The organism is Fibrella rubiginis, from assembly GCF_017353185.1.
Classification (GTDB): domain Bacteria; phylum Bacteroidota; class Bacteroidia; order Cytophagales; family Spirosomataceae; genus Fibrella; species Fibrella rubiginis.
Genome location: NZ_JAFMYV010000003.1, coordinates 78964 through 94765 on the forward strand (window position 1 = coordinate 78964; position 15802 = coordinate 94765).

The window sequence follows — 15802 nt, forward strand, 5'->3', positions numbered from 1 at the left end:
GCCACGACCGATTCGGGCCGCCCCTACAGCAGCCGAAAACTCAGCCGGTGGTGCTCCGTACTTCCGTGTTCGCGGAGGGCAGCGCGGTGGTGGGCGGTGGGATACCCCGCATTTTGCGCCCATCCGTAAGCCGGAAAGACAAGTCCCAGTTGTTCCATCAGTTCGTCGCGGTACGTTTTGGCGAGAATAGAGGCCGCCGCGATGGAGAGGTACAGCGAATCACCCTTCACAATGCAGGTATGCGGCACCATTGGGTACGGCACAAACCGGTTGCCGTCTACCAGCAGGTGTTCGGGCCTCACCGTCAGCGCGTCGGTGGCGCGGTGCATGGCTAGGTAGCTGGCCTGGGCAATGTTGATCCGGTCAATGTCGGCGGGCGACACGTCGGCAATGGCCCAGGCCAGCGCATCGCGGCGAATGTCGGCCTGAATCCGGTCGCGCTGTTTGCGGGTGAGCTGCTTTGAATCAGTCAGGGTTGGGTGGGTGTAGTCGGGTGGCAGGATCACCGCCGCCGCCACCACCGGCCCCGCCAGGCATCCCCGTCCTACTTCGTCAAGGCCAGCTTCGATGATGTTAGGAGTGTGGTGTGATTTTAGCATGAGCAAGGGGAACGCGGATTTTTATGATGATTATGATTTATAAGATCTTAATGAATCATAATCATCATAAAAATCCGCGTTCTATCCGTAAACTTTCATCAATCAATCTTCAAGACTATTCCCCAGCACCGTGTTTTTCAGCAACAACGAGACAAGCAGGAACACTACGCCCCAATACAGATACGGACGGTATTGATCCTGAATGTCTTCGTAAGTGCGCACCTGCACCGGCACTCGTTCGAGGCGGTCAATCTGGGCAAACACCTGTTTCAACTGCCCGGCGTCGGTAGCCCGGAAAAAGGCCCCCCTCCCTACGCTGGCAATAGTCTGCAAAATACCCTCGTCAAACTGCCCGGCTGTGCTGAGTGTGTCTCTTGTCCGGGCAGTGCGTTTTCCCACAGCCACCGTATACAGCCGTACGTTGAAGCCCGTGGCCAGTCGCGCCACCGTGAGTGGGTCGAGGTTACCGGCCGTGTTGTCGCCGTCGCTGAGCAGCACCAACACCCGACTTTTGGCGGGCGAATCGCGGAGGCGGTTGATACCCCGCGCCAGGGCGTCGCCGATGGCCGTGCCGGTGGTGCGCACCAGGGCCGGGCTGAGGTCGCGGATATATTGACGGAGCAGGGTATAGTCGGTGGTAAGGGGACACAGCGAATAGGCTTCTCCAGCAAAGACCACCAGCCCAATGCGGTCATTTCGCCGACCAGCCAGAAACCCCTGCGCCACCTGCCGCGCCGCCGCCAGCCGGTTGGGCTTTAAATCCGTCTCGGTCATGGACGACGACACGTCGATAGCCAGCATGATATCAATGCCTTCCGATTCCTCCTGCCGCAACTGCCGCACCAGTTGGGGACGAGCCAGGGCCACCAGCAGAAAGCCGATAGACGCCCAAAGGCTCAGCGGCACGGCAAACCGCAGATAACCTAACAAGCGTCCCCAGCGCCCCGGCGTGCCCACCGCCCCTGCCAGCGACATCTGTAGCTGTTGCTGCCCCCGTTTGCCAAATGCCTGACGCAACGCAAACAGCCCCGCCACCGCCGGAATAAGCCATAAAGCCCAGCGGTGTTCAAACTGAAACGTTTGCCATGTAGACGGCAGAAACCAATAAAATGCGTACCAGGGCATAAGGGGTAGAGGAATGAGTTTCATCATTCATCATTAAGAAACTCATTCACTAATTAATTTTCGTTCATAAGCATTTACGGCCACGTCGCGGAGGGTGCGCAGGGCCAGGGGCGACTGGTCGGTGAAGGAGCCGCCGTAGACAATGCGGTCGGTTTCGCGGAGGGCATCAGCCAGACGGTCATCCTGAATGCGTTCGGCAATTTCGCGGCTAGTCAGTGACGTATAGGGTTGATTTTCAACAGTTTCCAAATACTGTTTCCAAAGTACAATGGCTTCATTCGACGTTTCCTGGGTCGATTCGGGGCCTAGGTTGCGGGTCAGCCGGTTATAGGTATTCAGGAACTGGGCATGTCGTCGGGCCAGTTGAAAACGTCGCCAGCGTCGTTGCAGGGCCTTGCCAAACAGGATGTAGATAGCCCCCAGCAACACCCCTACCCCCGTTGCCACCAGGGCCAGGTACGGGTAGTTGAACTGTTGCGGCAGCGGCACCGGCTCGGTACGGGTAGCCAGTTGGAGCGTATCGGGCCGGTTGGTGACGGGCAGGCTCGACCGCAAAAATACGGTATCGGCCAATGACAGCACGGCGGTACAATCCTGCTTGTTGGCCAGATATACCGGCACCTGCAACACCCGCGCCCGGCTCACTTCAAACGAAACGAGCGTGTACACGGCGCTGTCGGTGCTGACGTCGGCCTGGGTACGGGTAGGAAAAACGGCCACGTTCTGCACCAGAAACGGCGCAAACTGCCGGGCGGTATCGGGAAAAAATACGTCCTGCGTCACGGGGTGCCGTACCGTAAGTGCATATTGAAACGGCCGACCCAGTTCAATAGTATCGGTTAGAAAGTGGCCGACAGGCTGCGCCTGAGAGGAATGTAAAATGAAAAATGTACACTGTATAATGAACCACAGCCTACCTATTGCCAGGCGGAGACACGCGACAATCTTCTGATTATCAACAGTATGCAATAAGGCTCGTTCTCTACTCATTGGCTATCAAACCGCACCGCCCATTATTCATTGTTCATTGTATATCGTACATTCCCTACCTTCTCCCCCGGTATTTCCGTGCTCTGAACAGTTCGGCGAGGGTGGGCACGAAATCAGCCTGGGCGTCGAGGGGTACGTAGTCGGCATCATATTGGCGACAAAGGCGTTCGAGGCGGGTGCGGCTCTGGGCAAACTGATCGTGCAGCGCCTTTCGAAACCGCGCCGACGACGTGTTGATCCAGACCGTTCGCCGCGCCTCGTTGTCATACACCGGAATGATACCCAGTTTGGGCAGGTTCACCTCGCGGGGTTCGTAGAAATGAATCACCACCAAATCGTGCTTGCGGGCCAGGGCCTTCAGGTTGTGCTCATAACCCGTATCAATAAAATCAGACAGGACAAAGACCAGGCTTCTGCGTTTGAGCACATTGAGCGTAAACAGCAGCGCTTCGGCCACGTTGGTCTTCACCGATTCGGGTTGCAATTTACCCAGGGCCGTCACAAGCTGGTAGCCTTGTTTCAACGTGTTGGCAGGCTTCAGATACTGCTCTTTCTGGTCCGAGAAGCAATATAGCCCCACGTGGCTGGCCTCGTGCAGCGCCGACAGAGCCAACGCCCCGCACACCTCCTTGGTGGTATCGAGTTTAGACCGCTGGTAGGTACCCACCTGCTGCGACGCGCTGACGTCGACCACAAAAAAGACGGTCTGATCTTTCTCCTCGCGGAACACCTTCACAAACGCGCCATGGCCTTTCGACGACACGTTCCAGTCGATAGCCCGTACATCATCGCCGTATTGGTAGGGCCGCAAATCGGCAAATTCGAGGCCCGACCCTTTAAACACCGACCGAAAATTACCTTTCAACTGGGAGTTGACGGCTTTGCGGATCCGGATCTCGAACTCGCGGACTTTGACCAGAAAATCATCCATAGCTGGGCAACGTTAACGATTTTTAGGTCCCCGACGCAAACGTTTTGCCCAGCGGCGAGGGTTATTAGGTAAAAGTAAATGAAGACGCCGGACAGTGGACGCTGGCTATTGGCCCTTTTTGCCGGTCAACTGCGCCAGCACCGTTAGTGGTCAGCTATCCAGTATCCAATGTCCATCTTTTTTCTTCTCTATGATACGCCAAATCGCCCTTTTTCTGTGTGCCGCCTCGCTGTTTATGCAGTGCGGGTCGACTAAAAACGAGTTGGGTGCCGCCCCCGCCAAGTTGATCTCCCCCGCCAAGATGGCCGACATTCTGGCCGAAATTCACATGGCCGAGGCCCGCGTGGGCAAGCTCAACATCGGTAACAGCGATTCGGCGGCCATTGTGTTTAAGCGCCTGCAAAACAACGTATTCGCCAAAGCGCAGGTCGATACGGCTACGTATACGAAGAGCTACGTCTACTACTCATCGCATCCCGCCGAACTGGCTGGTATCTATGAGCAGGTGATTGAAAAACTGAAAAAAGGGCAGCAAAAAAGGGAAGAAGAGTTGCGGAAAAATCCCCCTAAGCGCCCCATGATCTGATGACGACGGGTATTGTTGGTGCGGGTATTTCGGGCCTTACGCTGGCCTACGAACTTCAACGGAACGGACAGGACTATCACCTTTGGGAAGCCACTGACCAACCCGGCGGTTATATTAAATCGGTGCGGGATATTAGTCCAGCTGGAGCTGGCTACCTCCGCGAGCTGGGACCAAACTCACTCCTGGGTGATGAAGACCTGCTCGGCTGGCTCGACGGGCTGGGCCTCACGCCCGATCTTGTCTTTGCCAACGACGTGAGCAAATCACGGTTTATTTTCCGCGATGGTACCTACCGCGAACTGCCCGGAACGCCCTCCGCGCTGCTGCTGGGGCCTTTTTTTAGCTGGAAAACAAAATGGAAAGTCTTCCGCGAACTGAGCAACAAGACTACCTCCCCCAAAGGCGAAACGCTGGGGCAGTTTTTCCGGCGGCGTTTCTCGGCCGAAATCGTGGATTTTGCGCTGGGGCCCTTCGTTGCAGGTATCTACGCCGGCGACCCCGAACGGCTGCTGGTGTCGGAAACATTTCCGGTGCTGCTGCAGTATGAGCGCGAGTACGGCTCGGTGCTGCGGGGGCTGATAAAGAATCAGGGCAAAACCGCGCGGCGGCAGTCGTTTAGTTTCCGCGAAGGCATGCAGATGCTCCCCAACGCGCTGGCGGCCCGGCTCACGCAGCTTCACCTGAACAGCCCCGTTCTTCACCTTGAGCGCACCGGCGAAGGCTGGACGGTACATACCGCTACGGGTAGCCAATTCGTCGACCGGCTGGTGCTGGCTGTTAGTACCGATGCCGCGGCCCACCTGCTGGAAGGCTATTTTCCGGATTTTTCGGCGGCTCTGCAACAAATAGAGTACCCCCCCATGGTGGCCGTGCATACCGCCTACAAACGTGCCGACGTGGCTCATCCTCTCAACGGGTTTGGTGGTCTGAACCCCGCCGTTGAAGACCGGTTTGCGGCAGGCCACATCTGGAGCAGTTCGATTTTCCCCGGCCGCTGTCCGGCCGACGAAGTGCTGTTTACTACGTTTGTGGGGGGTGCTCAACCCCAGCGTGCTGCCAGCGCCCGTCTGTCTGAAGCCCAGATACGGGTACGGGTGCATGGGGAACTGACCGAATCATTTGGCATCAGAGCCACAAAGCCCGTTTTTCAGCGGTCGTTTCCGTGGCCCCGCGCCATTCCTCAGTACGACAATAAGCTACTGACCGTAAAGCAGTTAGTACCCAATTTAGCCACTCAACAGCTCTTCATTTGCGCCAACTGGTACGGTGGCGTGTCGCTCTCCGACTGCATCAGCAAGGCAAGAACGTTATTTGCCGGGTGAGCGTGTTATTGTTGGTGCCGGGCAAAGTGCTTAACGTTATTTAACGAGTTGCCTGCACTAATTTTGAGGTCTGCACTGTTTTATTTTAAACGCTTTTCCGCTGTGACTGACCGCCTCGTCATCATCCCCACGTTCAATGAAATCGAGAACATCGAAGCCATTATCCGGCGCGTGTTTTCGTTGCTCGTGCCCTTTGACGTGCTCATCGTGGATGATGGTTCGCCAGACGGTACGGCGTTGGTGGTGAAGACGTTACAGCAGGAGTTTCCGGATCAATTGCACCTGTTAGAGCGGCGGGGTAAGCTCGGTCTTGGCACGGCCTACATTGCCGGTTTCAAGTGGGCACTGGCGCGGGGCTACGCCTACCTCTTTGAGATGGACGCCGACTTTTCGCATAACCCCGACGACCTCATCCGCCTCTACCGGGCCTGCGCCGACGAGACGCCCAATGCGCCCCGCGCCGACGTAGCTGTAGGGTCGCGCTACATCAAAGGCGTGAACGTAGTAAACTGGCCTATTGGGCGGGTGCTGATGTCGTATGGTGCAGGGGTATACGTCCGGTTCATTACGGGTATGCCCATCATGGACCCCACGGCGGGTTTTGTCTGCTACCGCGCCCACGTGCTACATGTGCTGTTACAGAACCCTATCAAATTCGTGGGTTATGCCTTCCAGATCGAGATGAAATTCACCTGCTGGAAGTACGGTTTTCACCTCACCGAAGTGCCCATTATCTTCACCGACCGCACCCGAGGCGAATCAAAAATGTCGTCGAAGATTTTCAAAGAGGCTATTCTGGGGGTTCTCCAGATGAAGCTGGGCAGTTTTTTCCGGCATTATATTCCTCAGAAGGCCACCCCGGCCAACGCTTCCGTTGGTACCCCCGAAGTAGCGTAGCGCCAGTCATACATACTGGTAGTCTATGCCGGTGCCCTGGGTGTAAGCAGCCAGCTACCCAATCCGCCTGGCGTCCATCCCGCTTACTGTTCTCGGCAATGCAATAGCCACCCGACCACGGATCGGATGGCTGTTTACCTCTATTAGTCAAGCGTATAGTATTTATTTATCAACAAGTCAGGCAAGCGTATACATAGTACCGTTCACATTTATTTTTTCAAATAACGCAACCCATAAAACAACCATACCGTACTAGGCGGTTGATCAGTGCTTAAGTAGTTACTGATATATTGGTTAGTATTTTTTCCTCATGCCATTCGCTTTTCAGGACTTTGTTAAACTTGGCCCAACCGCTTAACCTTTAACCGTGATCAACCATGAAATCTTCCTCAAGCCGCTTAATTCTACTATTTTTTTCGTTCACTGTTCTGCTTATCTACAATGCAAGTTGTGAGTATAAGACCCAGGAAGTTGCGCCAGTAGTTGAAAAAGATCAGAGTTCCACCACCGAACTGGTTGCTATAAAAACAACTACGCCACCCGCCATAGATGGCAGTATAGAGGCAGCCTGGGCTACTGCACCCATGCTGAAACTTACGCCTACCGTACCTGATCCCGGTAACGGTCTATTTTCGGGCTACATTAATGATAAAATGCCCACTACATTACGGGCGCTGTATGACGACAATACGATCTATTTCCTGGCCGAGTATGCCGACAATACGAAAAGTGTGCAGGTGACGCCCTGGTATTTTAATCCCGCAACAAAGTTATGGGCGCAGGAGGGTACCAGTAAGTCATTTGACCAAAATGGGGTAATGACCCGAATTGGTTTTGGCGAAGATAAAATTGCCATGTTATGGAATATCGACGCATCGACGCCAAAATTTGTATCGCAAACCTGTTACGCGAGTTGCCACGTTTTTACTCCTTATCTCGACTATTCTGTTACCCCGGCGGTGCAGCGCGCCAATGCCACCAGCGGCAATCATTATACGGGTGGTATCAATGAAAAGATAGATATGTGGTGGGGGCACCTGGGCAGAGACGTCATCTTCGACCAGATGGACGATAATTACCAGGATTGGGCCGGAGGGCCAGCCGTCACCAATTTAACGGGCGGCAATGCCAACGGTCGGCACGTGGATGATATTGTTGTGTCGGGAACATCGACAACGTGGCCAAACCGGCCTACTTATACGGCCGCAAAACCACAGGGTACTATTAATAATCGTCAGTCATTAAAATTAGATGGAACGGGGGCGGCTGTCAACGTTCCCATGTGGGTTGTTCCTAATGCAACTAATGCTTATTACGTTCTTGCCTCCGATACGCTGAGCAATCGAGCCGTAAAAATTACGAAGGTAAGCTCAACAGGTATTTTATCATATAACGGCGGCAGTATCGACCCAACTGTTGGTACCGATTATCAGCGCATTGGTGATGCCGTTACGGGTGGCATCGGACCAAAAGTTATTCCAAGTTATATAGCTTCTCCGTTGATAGATGGCCGGGCCGACATTACCTGCAAAGCTGTGCACACGGGTTCGGGCTGGGTAGTTGAATATAAGCGTGCGCTGAAAACAAAAGACGTGCTCAAGCAGGATATTGATTTTTCAAGTTTAACCGATCAGCAATTTGGTTTTGCCGTCTGGGATCAATCAAATAATCAGCACGCTATTCATACGGATTTAGTCTTGAAATTCAAAAAGTAAACCCACCTCTTTTAACCGGTTATGAACGCAACTAATCAAGCACAAAAATTAAGTCGTTTCGACTTTTTGAAAAAAATGGGTTTTTCAGGCGCAAGCCTGATGGCCGTTTATTGTGGCGTTTCGCTGTCCTCCTGCACCAACGAAGGTGACCTTGCCCCAGCCAACGCTGGCGGCCCGGCTACCTACGACATGAGCACGGCTGCCTATGCCAAATTACTCAACAAAGGCAGTTTTCACGTAGATACGGCCAACAACCTTGTTATTGCCAACACCAGCGACAACGGCTACGTGGCCGTGACATTGGTGTGCACGCACGAAGGCAGGAAGGAAGTTTCTTACGTCGCTAATAAATTTTCGTGCTCAGCACACGGAGCCACATTTGACAATACCGGCAAAGCCCTCACTGTGGCATCCAGAGCATTGACAACCTACAAAGTAAGTCAAACGGGGACTGTATTGACCGTAAATCTGTAAGCTAACCAGCAGCCATTATGAAAACATATTTAATCATATTTTTCTGCTCGTGGTCTTTTACTGTTCTCGCTCAGGACGATTTAATGGACCTGGTTAATGCAGATGCCAAAAACAAAGTCGACTATAAATCGGCCACCTTTAGAGCATGTTGGGGAATTGTGTTTGGTGTCGTAGCTGAATACGCTGCAACATGACCTGAATATTGGCTAGATATAACCAATTGACAGAGGAAGATACCGTGTATTCATAATCTTTGACGATACGTCGAAAGAAATTTGTCCAGCTAATACTCCGCTCAACAACCCAGCGTTTGGCAACGGGTACAAACCCCCGGGTCGATTCGGGACGTGACGCTTTCTCAAAATCGACGCTCCACTCAGCTAGTTCGCTGGCAAAGACCCCATTGTATGCCTGATCGCCAAAGATTTTCTCTAACCGCTCCCCACACCGCCACAAGATGCTGACAATGAGCGGCACAGCTAGGGTGCCATCGTGAACATTAGCGGCATCCACATCGGCGACCCACAACCTCCCTTGTGTATCCACCACATAGGTACGCTTCCGGCCATTGACGAGTTTGTGGGCATCACTACCGCGATATTCATAGATCAACGGAGCTAACTTAACGGATTGTGTATCAATGCACAAAACTGAAGGCAACGGGGCTCGACCCGCTTGCTGACGGTCAAGTTGATTGACCGTTGCGTTGATACGCTCAAACAAACCTGCCTTCTTCCACTGGTCAAAATAGTAGTAGACGGCTTGCCAATGCGGCCAGGTAGGCGGCAGATTACGCCACTGACAACCAGTGCGCAACAGCCAGAAAATGCAATCTAAAATTTGGCGCAAGTCGTGTTTACGCTTGCGTTGCAGATCAAAAAAAGGCGAAATTGCTGCCCACTGGTAGTCAGTCAGTGGCATCCACTGAGGAGTCATGTCTTTGTTGCTTGGTCGCTACAAAGTTGACCTGACTACCAGCTTTTTACAATTTCCCAACACGCTCTTAAGCAAGCTTCTTATTAAAGATTTCAGAACCCGTTACCGGGTTAATCTTGGATTAAAGGCGGTTCAGTCCATATATATACGACGTCGGTTGAATTATCTTGTCAGGCTAAACGACCCCCATTGGTTAACGGCGCTTTCTCTCGTTCAACGTTGCTTTACCCAAGTGTAAATGCCCACCTCGCTCACGTTCTCCTACCAGGAGCTCTACCAACTCTACACCAAGACGCTCGAAGACCAGCGCACAGGTGTGGTCATCTTTAAGCCGGTCTACGAGGCCGGGGGCCAGCTAGCCGACCTGATCTGGTGCTATGTGAGTGCCCGCTCGGCACTCGATAGTCATCTGACTGTCGAGCAGATGCTGGGCCAGCGGCTGCTAAGCCTGTTTCCCCAAGTCCAGCACACCCGCTTCTGGACTGCTTATCAGCAGGTGTTGCAGACCGGCGAAGCCCAGGAGTGGGAGGATCGTTATGTGGGTGAAGGGTTGGACAACTACCTGCTCACCCGGGTCGAACGCTACCAGGATGCCTACCTGAGTGTCTCCTACACCCAGATCAACGACCTGAAGCGGGCCGAGCTAAAGGCCAAAGCAACGGCCGAGCAGATGCGAAGGATCGTTGATGGCTCCATGAGCGGACTAATGGCCTGCCAAGCGGTCCGGGACGCTCAAGGCGAGCTTGTTGATCTACGGATTGTGATGACCAACCAGGCGGCTTCCAACATCAACGGCCGATCGGTCGAGTTTATGCAGGGCAACACCCTGCGAAGCCTGTTTCCCGCTCTGCCAGCGTCGGGCTTGCTGGAACGCTACTTCCATACGGCCCGGACGGGCGAAGTGCAGCGGATGGAGGTGCCCTACTACCATGACCAGATTGAAGGCTGGTTCGACATTGTGGTATCGCCCCTGGAGGACAACGGGGTGCTGCTTTCGTTCGCTGACATTACCGCAATCAAACGGCTTCAGGTCCAGCAGGAGCAGTCTATCCTCGAGCTACGACGGTCGAACGAAAGTCTGCAATCGTTTGCCTATGTCGCCAGCCACGATCTCCAGGAACCGCTACGCAAAGTACAGAGCTTTGGTACGATGTTGCTCGAGCAGTACGGACCGGCTTTAGATGAGCAGGGGCAGGATTACCTGCGCCGGATGCAGGCCTCCGCCCAGCGCATGTCGGGGCTGATCCGGGACCTGCTGGCCTTCTCGCGCTTGTCGGCTCAGAAGCCTGCCTTCAAACGCGTGGCTCTGTCGGCAGTCACCAGCCAGGTGCTCACCGATTTGGAACACAGCATTGACGGCAGTGGAGGGGTTGTTAGCATTGGCGACCTACCGACCGTAGAAGGTGATGCCATGCAGTTGGGCCAGCTCTTTCAGAACCTGTTGGCCAATGCACTACGTTACCGACGGGCCGACCAATCTCCCAGCATTCACGTGTCGAGTCAACTCGTAACGATCGATCACTTACCTGTCGGCTTGGTATCGGATGGACTAACCCAGCTCAGGCAGCCTACCCATCGCCCGGCTCGTTACTGGAAGATCGCTGTAGCGGACAATGGCATCGGCTTCGATGAGAAATACGTAGACCGCATCTTCGGCCTCTTTCAGCGGCTACACGGGCGAAGCCAGTATGAGGGCAGTGGCATCGGTTTGTCGATCTGTAAGCGGGTCGTTGAACATCATTATGGCGCTATTACAGCCCGGAGCCAACCGGGCCAGGGTGCTACCTTTCTGGTATACCTGCCCGCGTGAGCGGTCAGGTCTTTTTCGGACGTCACCCACTATCGTCAATTATAAACTTAATAACCTGACAGGCACTACTCATGACCGTTGTCAAGTGGGTCGATTTGCTGCGTTAAGTTATCAATTGTAGGTTTCTGATGTGTCCTGATTAAAAGAGTGATTGATGTAGGACAGCCAGGAATGAGTTGCGAAGACTGAGCGGTCTCTCCGCTCATCGTAGGGTTGCCGTTGGCAAACGAGGGTCGATGGGGTAGGGATGAATAGAGGCTATCTCACAGTGCAGTCGATGCCGATGTAGCGGATCGAGCAATACATTCCGCGAAGGGGTGAGTGGTACTACTGCCGAGGGCAGTGCCAGGCATAGCGTTTGATACTGGCTAAATTGATGTTCTGCAAACTCGGGTAAGGACATCGGAGTGGCCTGGGGATCGTCCCAGCCTACAGGCAGTTGCTCGGCAGTCAGGAACGTAATGGAGTCATTGGGTATTCGGATCTCACAGAGGATCAACGGTGGCAGATCGGCTAACGCCGTCCCCTCCAGATGCACCATGTACTCTAAGAAGCAGAGTTCGGGTGTGGTGGCAGTATACACCATGGGCCGCCCTTTGGCATTCCAGCGACCGCCCCGCAACTGAGCACCCACCCCGTCTAAGATCGTATCTCGATGACTATCCGTCTGAATGCGGTACAGCGTGATGGCCATCAGCTAAAGACCCCGTACTCAATCCGACCTAGGATATCATCGACCAGTTGAATGCCCGTTAGGCTATCCAGTAGATCCAGCGGGGTACGCTCGCCTAACAGGCGCAGGGGGCGGCGCAGCCAGCGGGTAAACTTGCCCTGGTCTTGGAAGACAGTAGCCCCATACGTGGCTAGTTGGTTTAACAGCAACAGGCGCTCAGAGGTGGCGGCATCGAGTCGTCCCGCCTTCGCTTGGCGGTGAAACGTGGCCACTGACTGGTTGAGTAGTCGGGCCATCTCTTTGTCGGTGATGGCCAATAGGCTAGCGATGTGCCCGGCCTCGGTGCCCACTAGGCCCTGACGGGAGCGGTCAATGAGTTGGAGGGCACTCAACCGATTACCCACTGGTACGGCATTGGCAGTGGGCTGAGGTGGTATGTAAGTTGATGTATGCATTACAGTTTGGCAATGATCCACGTGTGCAGCATCATTTGATAGCAAAGTAACACGCTTTTGAGTCGAAATGTGTCATGAGTCTTGTACAAACGATTATCCCTATTGTATAACCTAACCAATTGGGTTTGTGAGTAGCGGTTGAGTGTCACGAAACATCGACTGATTGTTAGTGTATTCAGATGACAGCTGAAATCATATGAGTAGTGCGCTTAACTAATTGATAACAACTGATTGACTCAAGTTTAAGGCGTATTTAATCTTAGTCTTCAGGAAGTATTTAAATTTGGCTAACTATGTAGGTACACACTTCTAGCCAACCTATGAATCGACTAAGTTACCAGTATTACCTTGAGGACTCTGTCTTAGTCATTGAAGACTTACTGGGGGGCTGGTCAGTTTATAGCTTGGCTAATGAAGTATTGGCTCAAATCGAGGCTGAAGTGGGCTCTTTGGAGAATAGATACATTCTGTGGAAAGGCAGCGATGAGCTTTGGGATTTGCTCTTGCCAGAGCTTGAAGCAATCGACGAAGGTATGGCGATCTATCCCCTTGGGGGGCGTACTCTAGACGCGGCCAAAGCGCAATTAGCCCACCTAGTAGTTAGTGGGCTGGTTCCCAAAAAAATCCTTTAACCTAACAGTGCGTCTACAACCCAACCCCATAAAATGTAAAACCCGCTCCGGTAAAAGAGCGGGTTTTCAAGTTGCCTACTCGGCTCTGTCAGCGACGACAGCCCACTAGGGATAGTAAGTTCAGTTGTCCTACTACCAGCCTCAGCCATGCATGAACTTGTCGTAAAATGGCCTCATTCCCCCGTTCAACTTGTTCAGAAGGCATAGGTACCTAGATTAAACCGCCAGGAAGCGGAGCCGCCAACTACTCAGGTGAACACCGCGGCTCACCTGGCGTTTGCCGGACAGTTGGGGTGGCCTAATGCCTTAGGAAAACCTTGGGGGTTTGGGGAATGGATCCAACCAACACATCCACTATGCCCCTAGCGAGTACTACTCCACTGCTACTGAGACTGGTGGAAAACACTTGGGGTTAACATGTTGGTTGGTAAGCCTTCCCTATAGGCAATGTTGAGTATTTTTAGGAAAAAGTGGTCTTCAATTACTGCCGGCTCTTTGTTGAACATATCCCAACTTTGCGCAAGCGTGTTAATTAAGATCGTCTCAGATTGGCATTGAGCTATGTTAGTTTTTTGCACAAGGCCCCATAGTCTAGGGGCATAGTAGGCATAAAAATCCTCAAAAGATTGTCTCTCAGTATGCTCAAAAGGAGTAGACCAATGATTCACCAAATGGATAGAGAGTGCGTTTACAAGACAAGTTAACTATTACTCTGAGATAAACGTCGATTGATTTTTTACTTCAAGATAAATAAGTACAGCATAATTACAGATAGAAAAGCTCCAATCTTTCAGCAACACGGCTCAGTTTAGGGACCTGGACGGTTGTTTGTGTATTAACCTAATCCTTGGTCGGTTGCGCCTCGGCAGTACTGACGTCTGTTTCAGCCAATGGCTTTATATCGCGCTTTTTGGTCAGCTAGCGTTTGGCGTGGCCAACGAGCTGCGTATCTAATTAGGGCTTATCCTGCTCTGAGTCAGAAACGTGGACAGCCGCATCAAACAAGGCGTATTTTTGCCGTTTGCGTTTGCTTTTCAAGCAAGCTGAGCATTAATAGCATAGAGGTTTGTACTAGCTGAGGTCAATGCTGTTACGGCCGATACAATAGGTGTTATACTCCAGGGCTGTACAGGCACATGCCAACGGATAATTTCCACTAATTCGAGGACCGAATTTGGCTTTTGGTACCAGCGGTCGGGAGCTATTCGATGCAGGGTGGCTAATCACTCTTGTTTAGAAGCGCTAAGCTAGCTATGATCCTGAGAGTTGCACAAGGGAACAATTTCCTTTCTCCCTTCCATTATACTTGATAATACCCTCTTGGCTTTTCTCTGCACCAACTAAGGGTTAGGCAATGATCAACTATCTAAGGCTGGCAAGTAAATCTTGAAGTGGGCACCGGCACCAGGCTGGCTCTCAGCGGCAATAGCCCCCCGGTGGTGTTCGACAATTCGTTTACAAATAGCCAACCCGATACCACTACCCGCATAACGGCTTCGACCGTTCAGCCGCTCGAACATGGAAAAGATGCGATCCCGGTGCTGCCCGTCGAAACCAATACCATTGTCTAAAACTCCGATTTCCCAGTAAGCGGGTTCCTTGCCCTCAACAGGTATCGACGAATTGATGGCCAAAGCTTGCGGATTAGCCGATTGAATCGTTACGCGAATAAGGGGACGGCCGCCCGCTGGTTGAAACTTCAAAGCGTTGCTAAATAAATTTTGGAAGAGTTGCCGAAGTTGAAATCGATCACCTGGCACATTCGGCAAGGCGCATAGCTCGATGACAGCCTGCTTTTCCTGAATGATCAGGTCTAGATCTGCTAGAGTTTCAGCAACCACCTTTCCTAAATCAACAGGAGCAAGCTGGTAAGGAGAAGCCGTTAGTCGGGAGTAGTTTAAAATGGCGCGAATCAGCTCAGCCATCCGCTCCACCGCTCGTTGCATGCGCAACAACAAGTCAGTGCCTTCCTCACCCAATCCATGAGCATACTGCTCAAGGAGCAACTTGCTAAAGGTGTGTATCTTGCGTAAGGGCTCCTGCAAATCGTGACTAGCCACGGAAGCAAACTGCTGGAGTTGTTCATTTGATCGCGTCAGCTGCGCATTAGCCTCATCGAGTTGACGAGTCCGCTCCACGACGAGTTGCTCTAAATGCGCTGCTCGGCGCTTCTGCTCATCAATGTCGGTGCAGGTACCGAACCACTTGACAATTTGTCCACTTTTATCCTTAATCGGACAAGCGCGCCCCAGAAACCAACGATAAGTCCCGGGTTTCTTTCGATCGACGAAGCGATATTCAATGTCGTAAGCTTCTCCCGTGCAGACCGAATTGTACCAAGTATCTAGGCAGTGCTGCGCATCATCAGGGTGAAGCAAGGGTAACCAACTTTGGTCGCCGTAGCCTTCCTCGAAGCCTGTGTAAGCGTACCACTGCTGGTTGTAATAGTCCACGTAGCCATCGGGCCGGGCTGTCCAAACTAGTTGGGGCATAAAGTCGGCTAATTGCCGGAATTGAAAGTCTTGCTCTTCCACTTAACTAACCAGTTGAGTACATAATTGGATAAATATAATTCGAAAAATACCCAGTTGAAACTAGCTATATGCCGATGACGGATGAACGAGACCTTCCGCTTTGTTAGCCGTTACAATTAGGCC

Annotated in this window: 15 protein-coding genes; 7 read left to right on the forward strand and 8 right to left on the reverse strand. The window is 52.6% G+C overall.

The genetic code is table 11. The features are described from left to right. Positions 1 to 23: 23 nt before the first annotated feature. The 4 genes from rnhB to J2I47_RS07200 form a co-directional block, all read right to left on the reverse strand. Positions 24 to 599 carry a ribonuclease HII gene (gene rnhB / locus J2I47_RS07185; protein WP_207363895.1) on the reverse strand — a complete coding sequence of 192 codons (576 nt, stop codon included), beginning with the start codon at positions 597 to 599 and terminating at the stop codon, positions 24 to 26. 102 nt (positions 600 to 701) lie between these two features. Next, the gene (locus tag J2I47_RS07190) at positions 702 to 1724 is read right to left on the reverse strand and encodes a vWA domain-containing protein (protein WP_207363896.1); all 1023 of its coding nucleotides are present in this window, start codon (positions 1722 to 1724) and stop codon (positions 702 to 704) included. 42 nt (positions 1725 to 1766) lie between these two features. Next, positions 1767 to 2507 carry a hypothetical protein gene (locus tag J2I47_RS07195; RefSeq protein WP_207363897.1) on the reverse strand — a complete coding sequence of 247 codons (741 nt, stop codon included), beginning with the start codon at positions 2505 to 2507 and terminating at the stop codon, positions 1767 to 1769. A 262-nt stretch (positions 2508 to 2769) separates the two neighbouring features. Further along, positions 2770 to 3645 (reverse strand): DUF58 domain-containing protein, encoded by an 876-nt coding sequence (locus J2I47_RS07200; protein WP_207363898.1) that lies wholly within the window; start codon positions 3643 to 3645, stop codon positions 2770 to 2772. Positions 3646 to 3835: 190 nt separating this feature from the next. On the opposite strand from J2I47_RS07200, the gene J2I47_RS07205 reads away from it, so the two are divergent. The 5 genes from J2I47_RS07205 to J2I47_RS07225 all read left to right on the forward strand — a co-directional run bounded on the left by J2I47_RS07205 (position 3836) and on the right by J2I47_RS07225 (position 8639). Continuing rightward, entirely contained in the window at positions 3836 to 4231 is a 396-nt protein-coding gene (locus J2I47_RS07205) for a DUF4296 domain-containing protein (RefSeq protein ID WP_207363899.1), read from the forward strand. Then, positions 4231 to 5553 carry a protoporphyrinogen oxidase gene (gene hemG, locus J2I47_RS07210; protein WP_207363900.1) on the forward strand — a complete coding sequence of 441 codons (1323 nt, stop codon included), beginning with the start codon at positions 4231 to 4233 and terminating at the stop codon, positions 5551 to 5553. Before J2I47_RS07205 ends, hemG begins: the two co-directional genes overlap by 1 nt. 102 nt (positions 5554 to 5655) lie before the next feature. Continuing rightward, the gene (locus J2I47_RS07215; protein ID WP_207363901.1) at positions 5656 to 6450 is read left to right on the forward strand and encodes a polyprenol monophosphomannose synthase; all 795 of its coding nucleotides are present in this window, start codon (positions 5656 to 5658) and stop codon (positions 6448 to 6450) included. Positions 6451 to 6827: 377 nt separating this feature from the next. Next, a complete protein-coding gene (locus tag J2I47_RS07220; protein ID WP_207363902.1) occupies positions 6828 to 8165 on the forward strand; it encodes an ethylbenzene dehydrogenase-related protein in 1338 nt (445 codons plus the stop codon). 21 nt (positions 8166 to 8186) lie between these two features. After that, the gene (locus J2I47_RS07225) at positions 8187 to 8639 is read left to right on the forward strand and encodes a QcrA and Rieske domain-containing protein (protein WP_207363903.1); all 453 of its coding nucleotides are present in this window, start codon (positions 8187 to 8189) and stop codon (positions 8637 to 8639) included. 138 nt (positions 8640 to 8777) lie between these two features. Here the strand turns inward: J2I47_RS07225 and J2I47_RS07230 are convergent, their stop codons facing one another. Then, positions 8778 to 9575: an IS5 family transposase gene (locus J2I47_RS07230; RefSeq protein WP_207363904.1), complete on the reverse strand. Its 798-nt coding sequence runs from the start codon at positions 9573 to 9575 to the stop codon at positions 8778 to 8780. Positions 9576 to 9813: 238 nt separating this feature from the next. Between J2I47_RS07230 and J2I47_RS07235 the strand changes: the two genes are divergently transcribed. Then, positions 9814 to 11385 carry a sensor histidine kinase gene (locus tag J2I47_RS07235; RefSeq protein ID WP_207363905.1) on the forward strand — a complete coding sequence of 524 codons (1572 nt, stop codon included), beginning with the start codon at positions 9814 to 9816 and terminating at the stop codon, positions 11383 to 11385. 202 nt (positions 11386 to 11587) lie between these two features. Here the strand turns inward: J2I47_RS07235 and J2I47_RS07240 are convergent, their stop codons facing one another. Further along, positions 11588 to 12079 (reverse strand): RES family NAD+ phosphorylase, encoded by a 492-nt coding sequence (locus J2I47_RS07240; protein WP_207363906.1) that lies wholly within the window; start codon positions 12077 to 12079, stop codon positions 11588 to 11590. Next, a complete protein-coding gene (locus J2I47_RS07245) occupies positions 12079 to 12513 on the reverse strand; it encodes an Xre family toxin-antitoxin system antitoxin (RefSeq protein WP_207363907.1) in 435 nt (144 codons plus the stop codon). The genes J2I47_RS07240 and J2I47_RS07245 overlap by 1 nt, the downstream gene beginning before the upstream one ends. A gap of 320 nt (positions 12514 to 12833) precedes the next feature. Here J2I47_RS07245 and J2I47_RS07250 point away from each other — a divergent pair, with 320 nt between their 5' ends. Next, positions 12834 to 13145, forward strand: a complete 312-nt coding sequence (locus tag J2I47_RS07250; protein WP_207363908.1) for a hypothetical protein — start codon at positions 12834 to 12836, stop codon at positions 13143 to 13145. A gap of 1358 nt (positions 13146 to 14503) precedes the next feature. Here the strand turns inward: J2I47_RS07250 and J2I47_RS26840 are convergent. Continuing rightward, positions 14504 to 15679, reverse strand: coding sequence for a sensor histidine kinase (locus J2I47_RS26840; protein ID WP_207363909.1), 1176 nt, complete (start codon positions 15677 to 15679; stop codon positions 14504 to 14506). Between the last annotated feature and the right edge of the window lie 123 nt (positions 15680 to 15802).

Bases quoted from the DNA above. Each gene is read 5' to 3' on its own strand.
- rnhB (WP_207363895.1), bottom strand. From the start codon at position 599: ATGCTAAAATCACACCACACTCCTAACATCATCGAAGCTGGCCTTGAC.
- J2I47_RS07190 (WP_207363896.1), bottom strand. From the start codon at position 1,724: ATGCCCTGGTACGCATTTTATTGGTTTCTGCCGTCTACATGGCAAACG.
- J2I47_RS07200 (WP_207363898.1), bottom strand. From the start codon at position 3,645: ATGGATGATTTTCTGGTCAAAGTCCGCGAGTTCGAGATCCGGATCCGC.
- J2I47_RS07205 (WP_207363899.1), top strand. From the start codon at position 3,836: ATGATACGCCAAATCGCCCTTTTTCTGTGTGCCGCCTCGCTGTTTATG.
- hemG (WP_207363900.1), top strand. From the start codon at position 4,231: ATGACGACGGGTATTGTTGGTGCGGGTATTTCGGGCCTTACGCTGGCC.
- J2I47_RS07220 (WP_207363902.1), top strand. From the start codon at position 6,828: ATGAAATCTTCCTCAAGCCGCTTAATTCTACTATTTTTTTCGTTCACT.
- J2I47_RS07225 (WP_207363903.1), top strand. From the start codon at position 8,187: ATGAACGCAACTAATCAAGCACAAAAATTAAGTCGTTTCGACTTTTTG.
- J2I47_RS07230 (WP_207363904.1), bottom strand. From the start codon at position 9,575: ATGACTCCTCAGTGGATGCCACTGACTGACTACCAGTGGGCAGCAATT.
- J2I47_RS07235 (WP_207363905.1), top strand. From the start codon at position 9,814: ATGCCCACCTCGCTCACGTTCTCCTACCAGGAGCTCTACCAACTCTAC.
- J2I47_RS07240 (WP_207363906.1), bottom strand. From the start codon at position 12,079: ATGGCCATCACGCTGTACCGCATTCAGACGGATAGTCATCGAGATACG.
- J2I47_RS07245 (WP_207363907.1), bottom strand. From the start codon at position 12,513: ATGCATACATCAACTTACATACCACCTCAGCCCACTGCCAATGCCGTA.
- J2I47_RS07250 (WP_207363908.1), top strand. From the start codon at position 12,834: ATGAATCGACTAAGTTACCAGTATTACCTTGAGGACTCTGTCTTAGTC.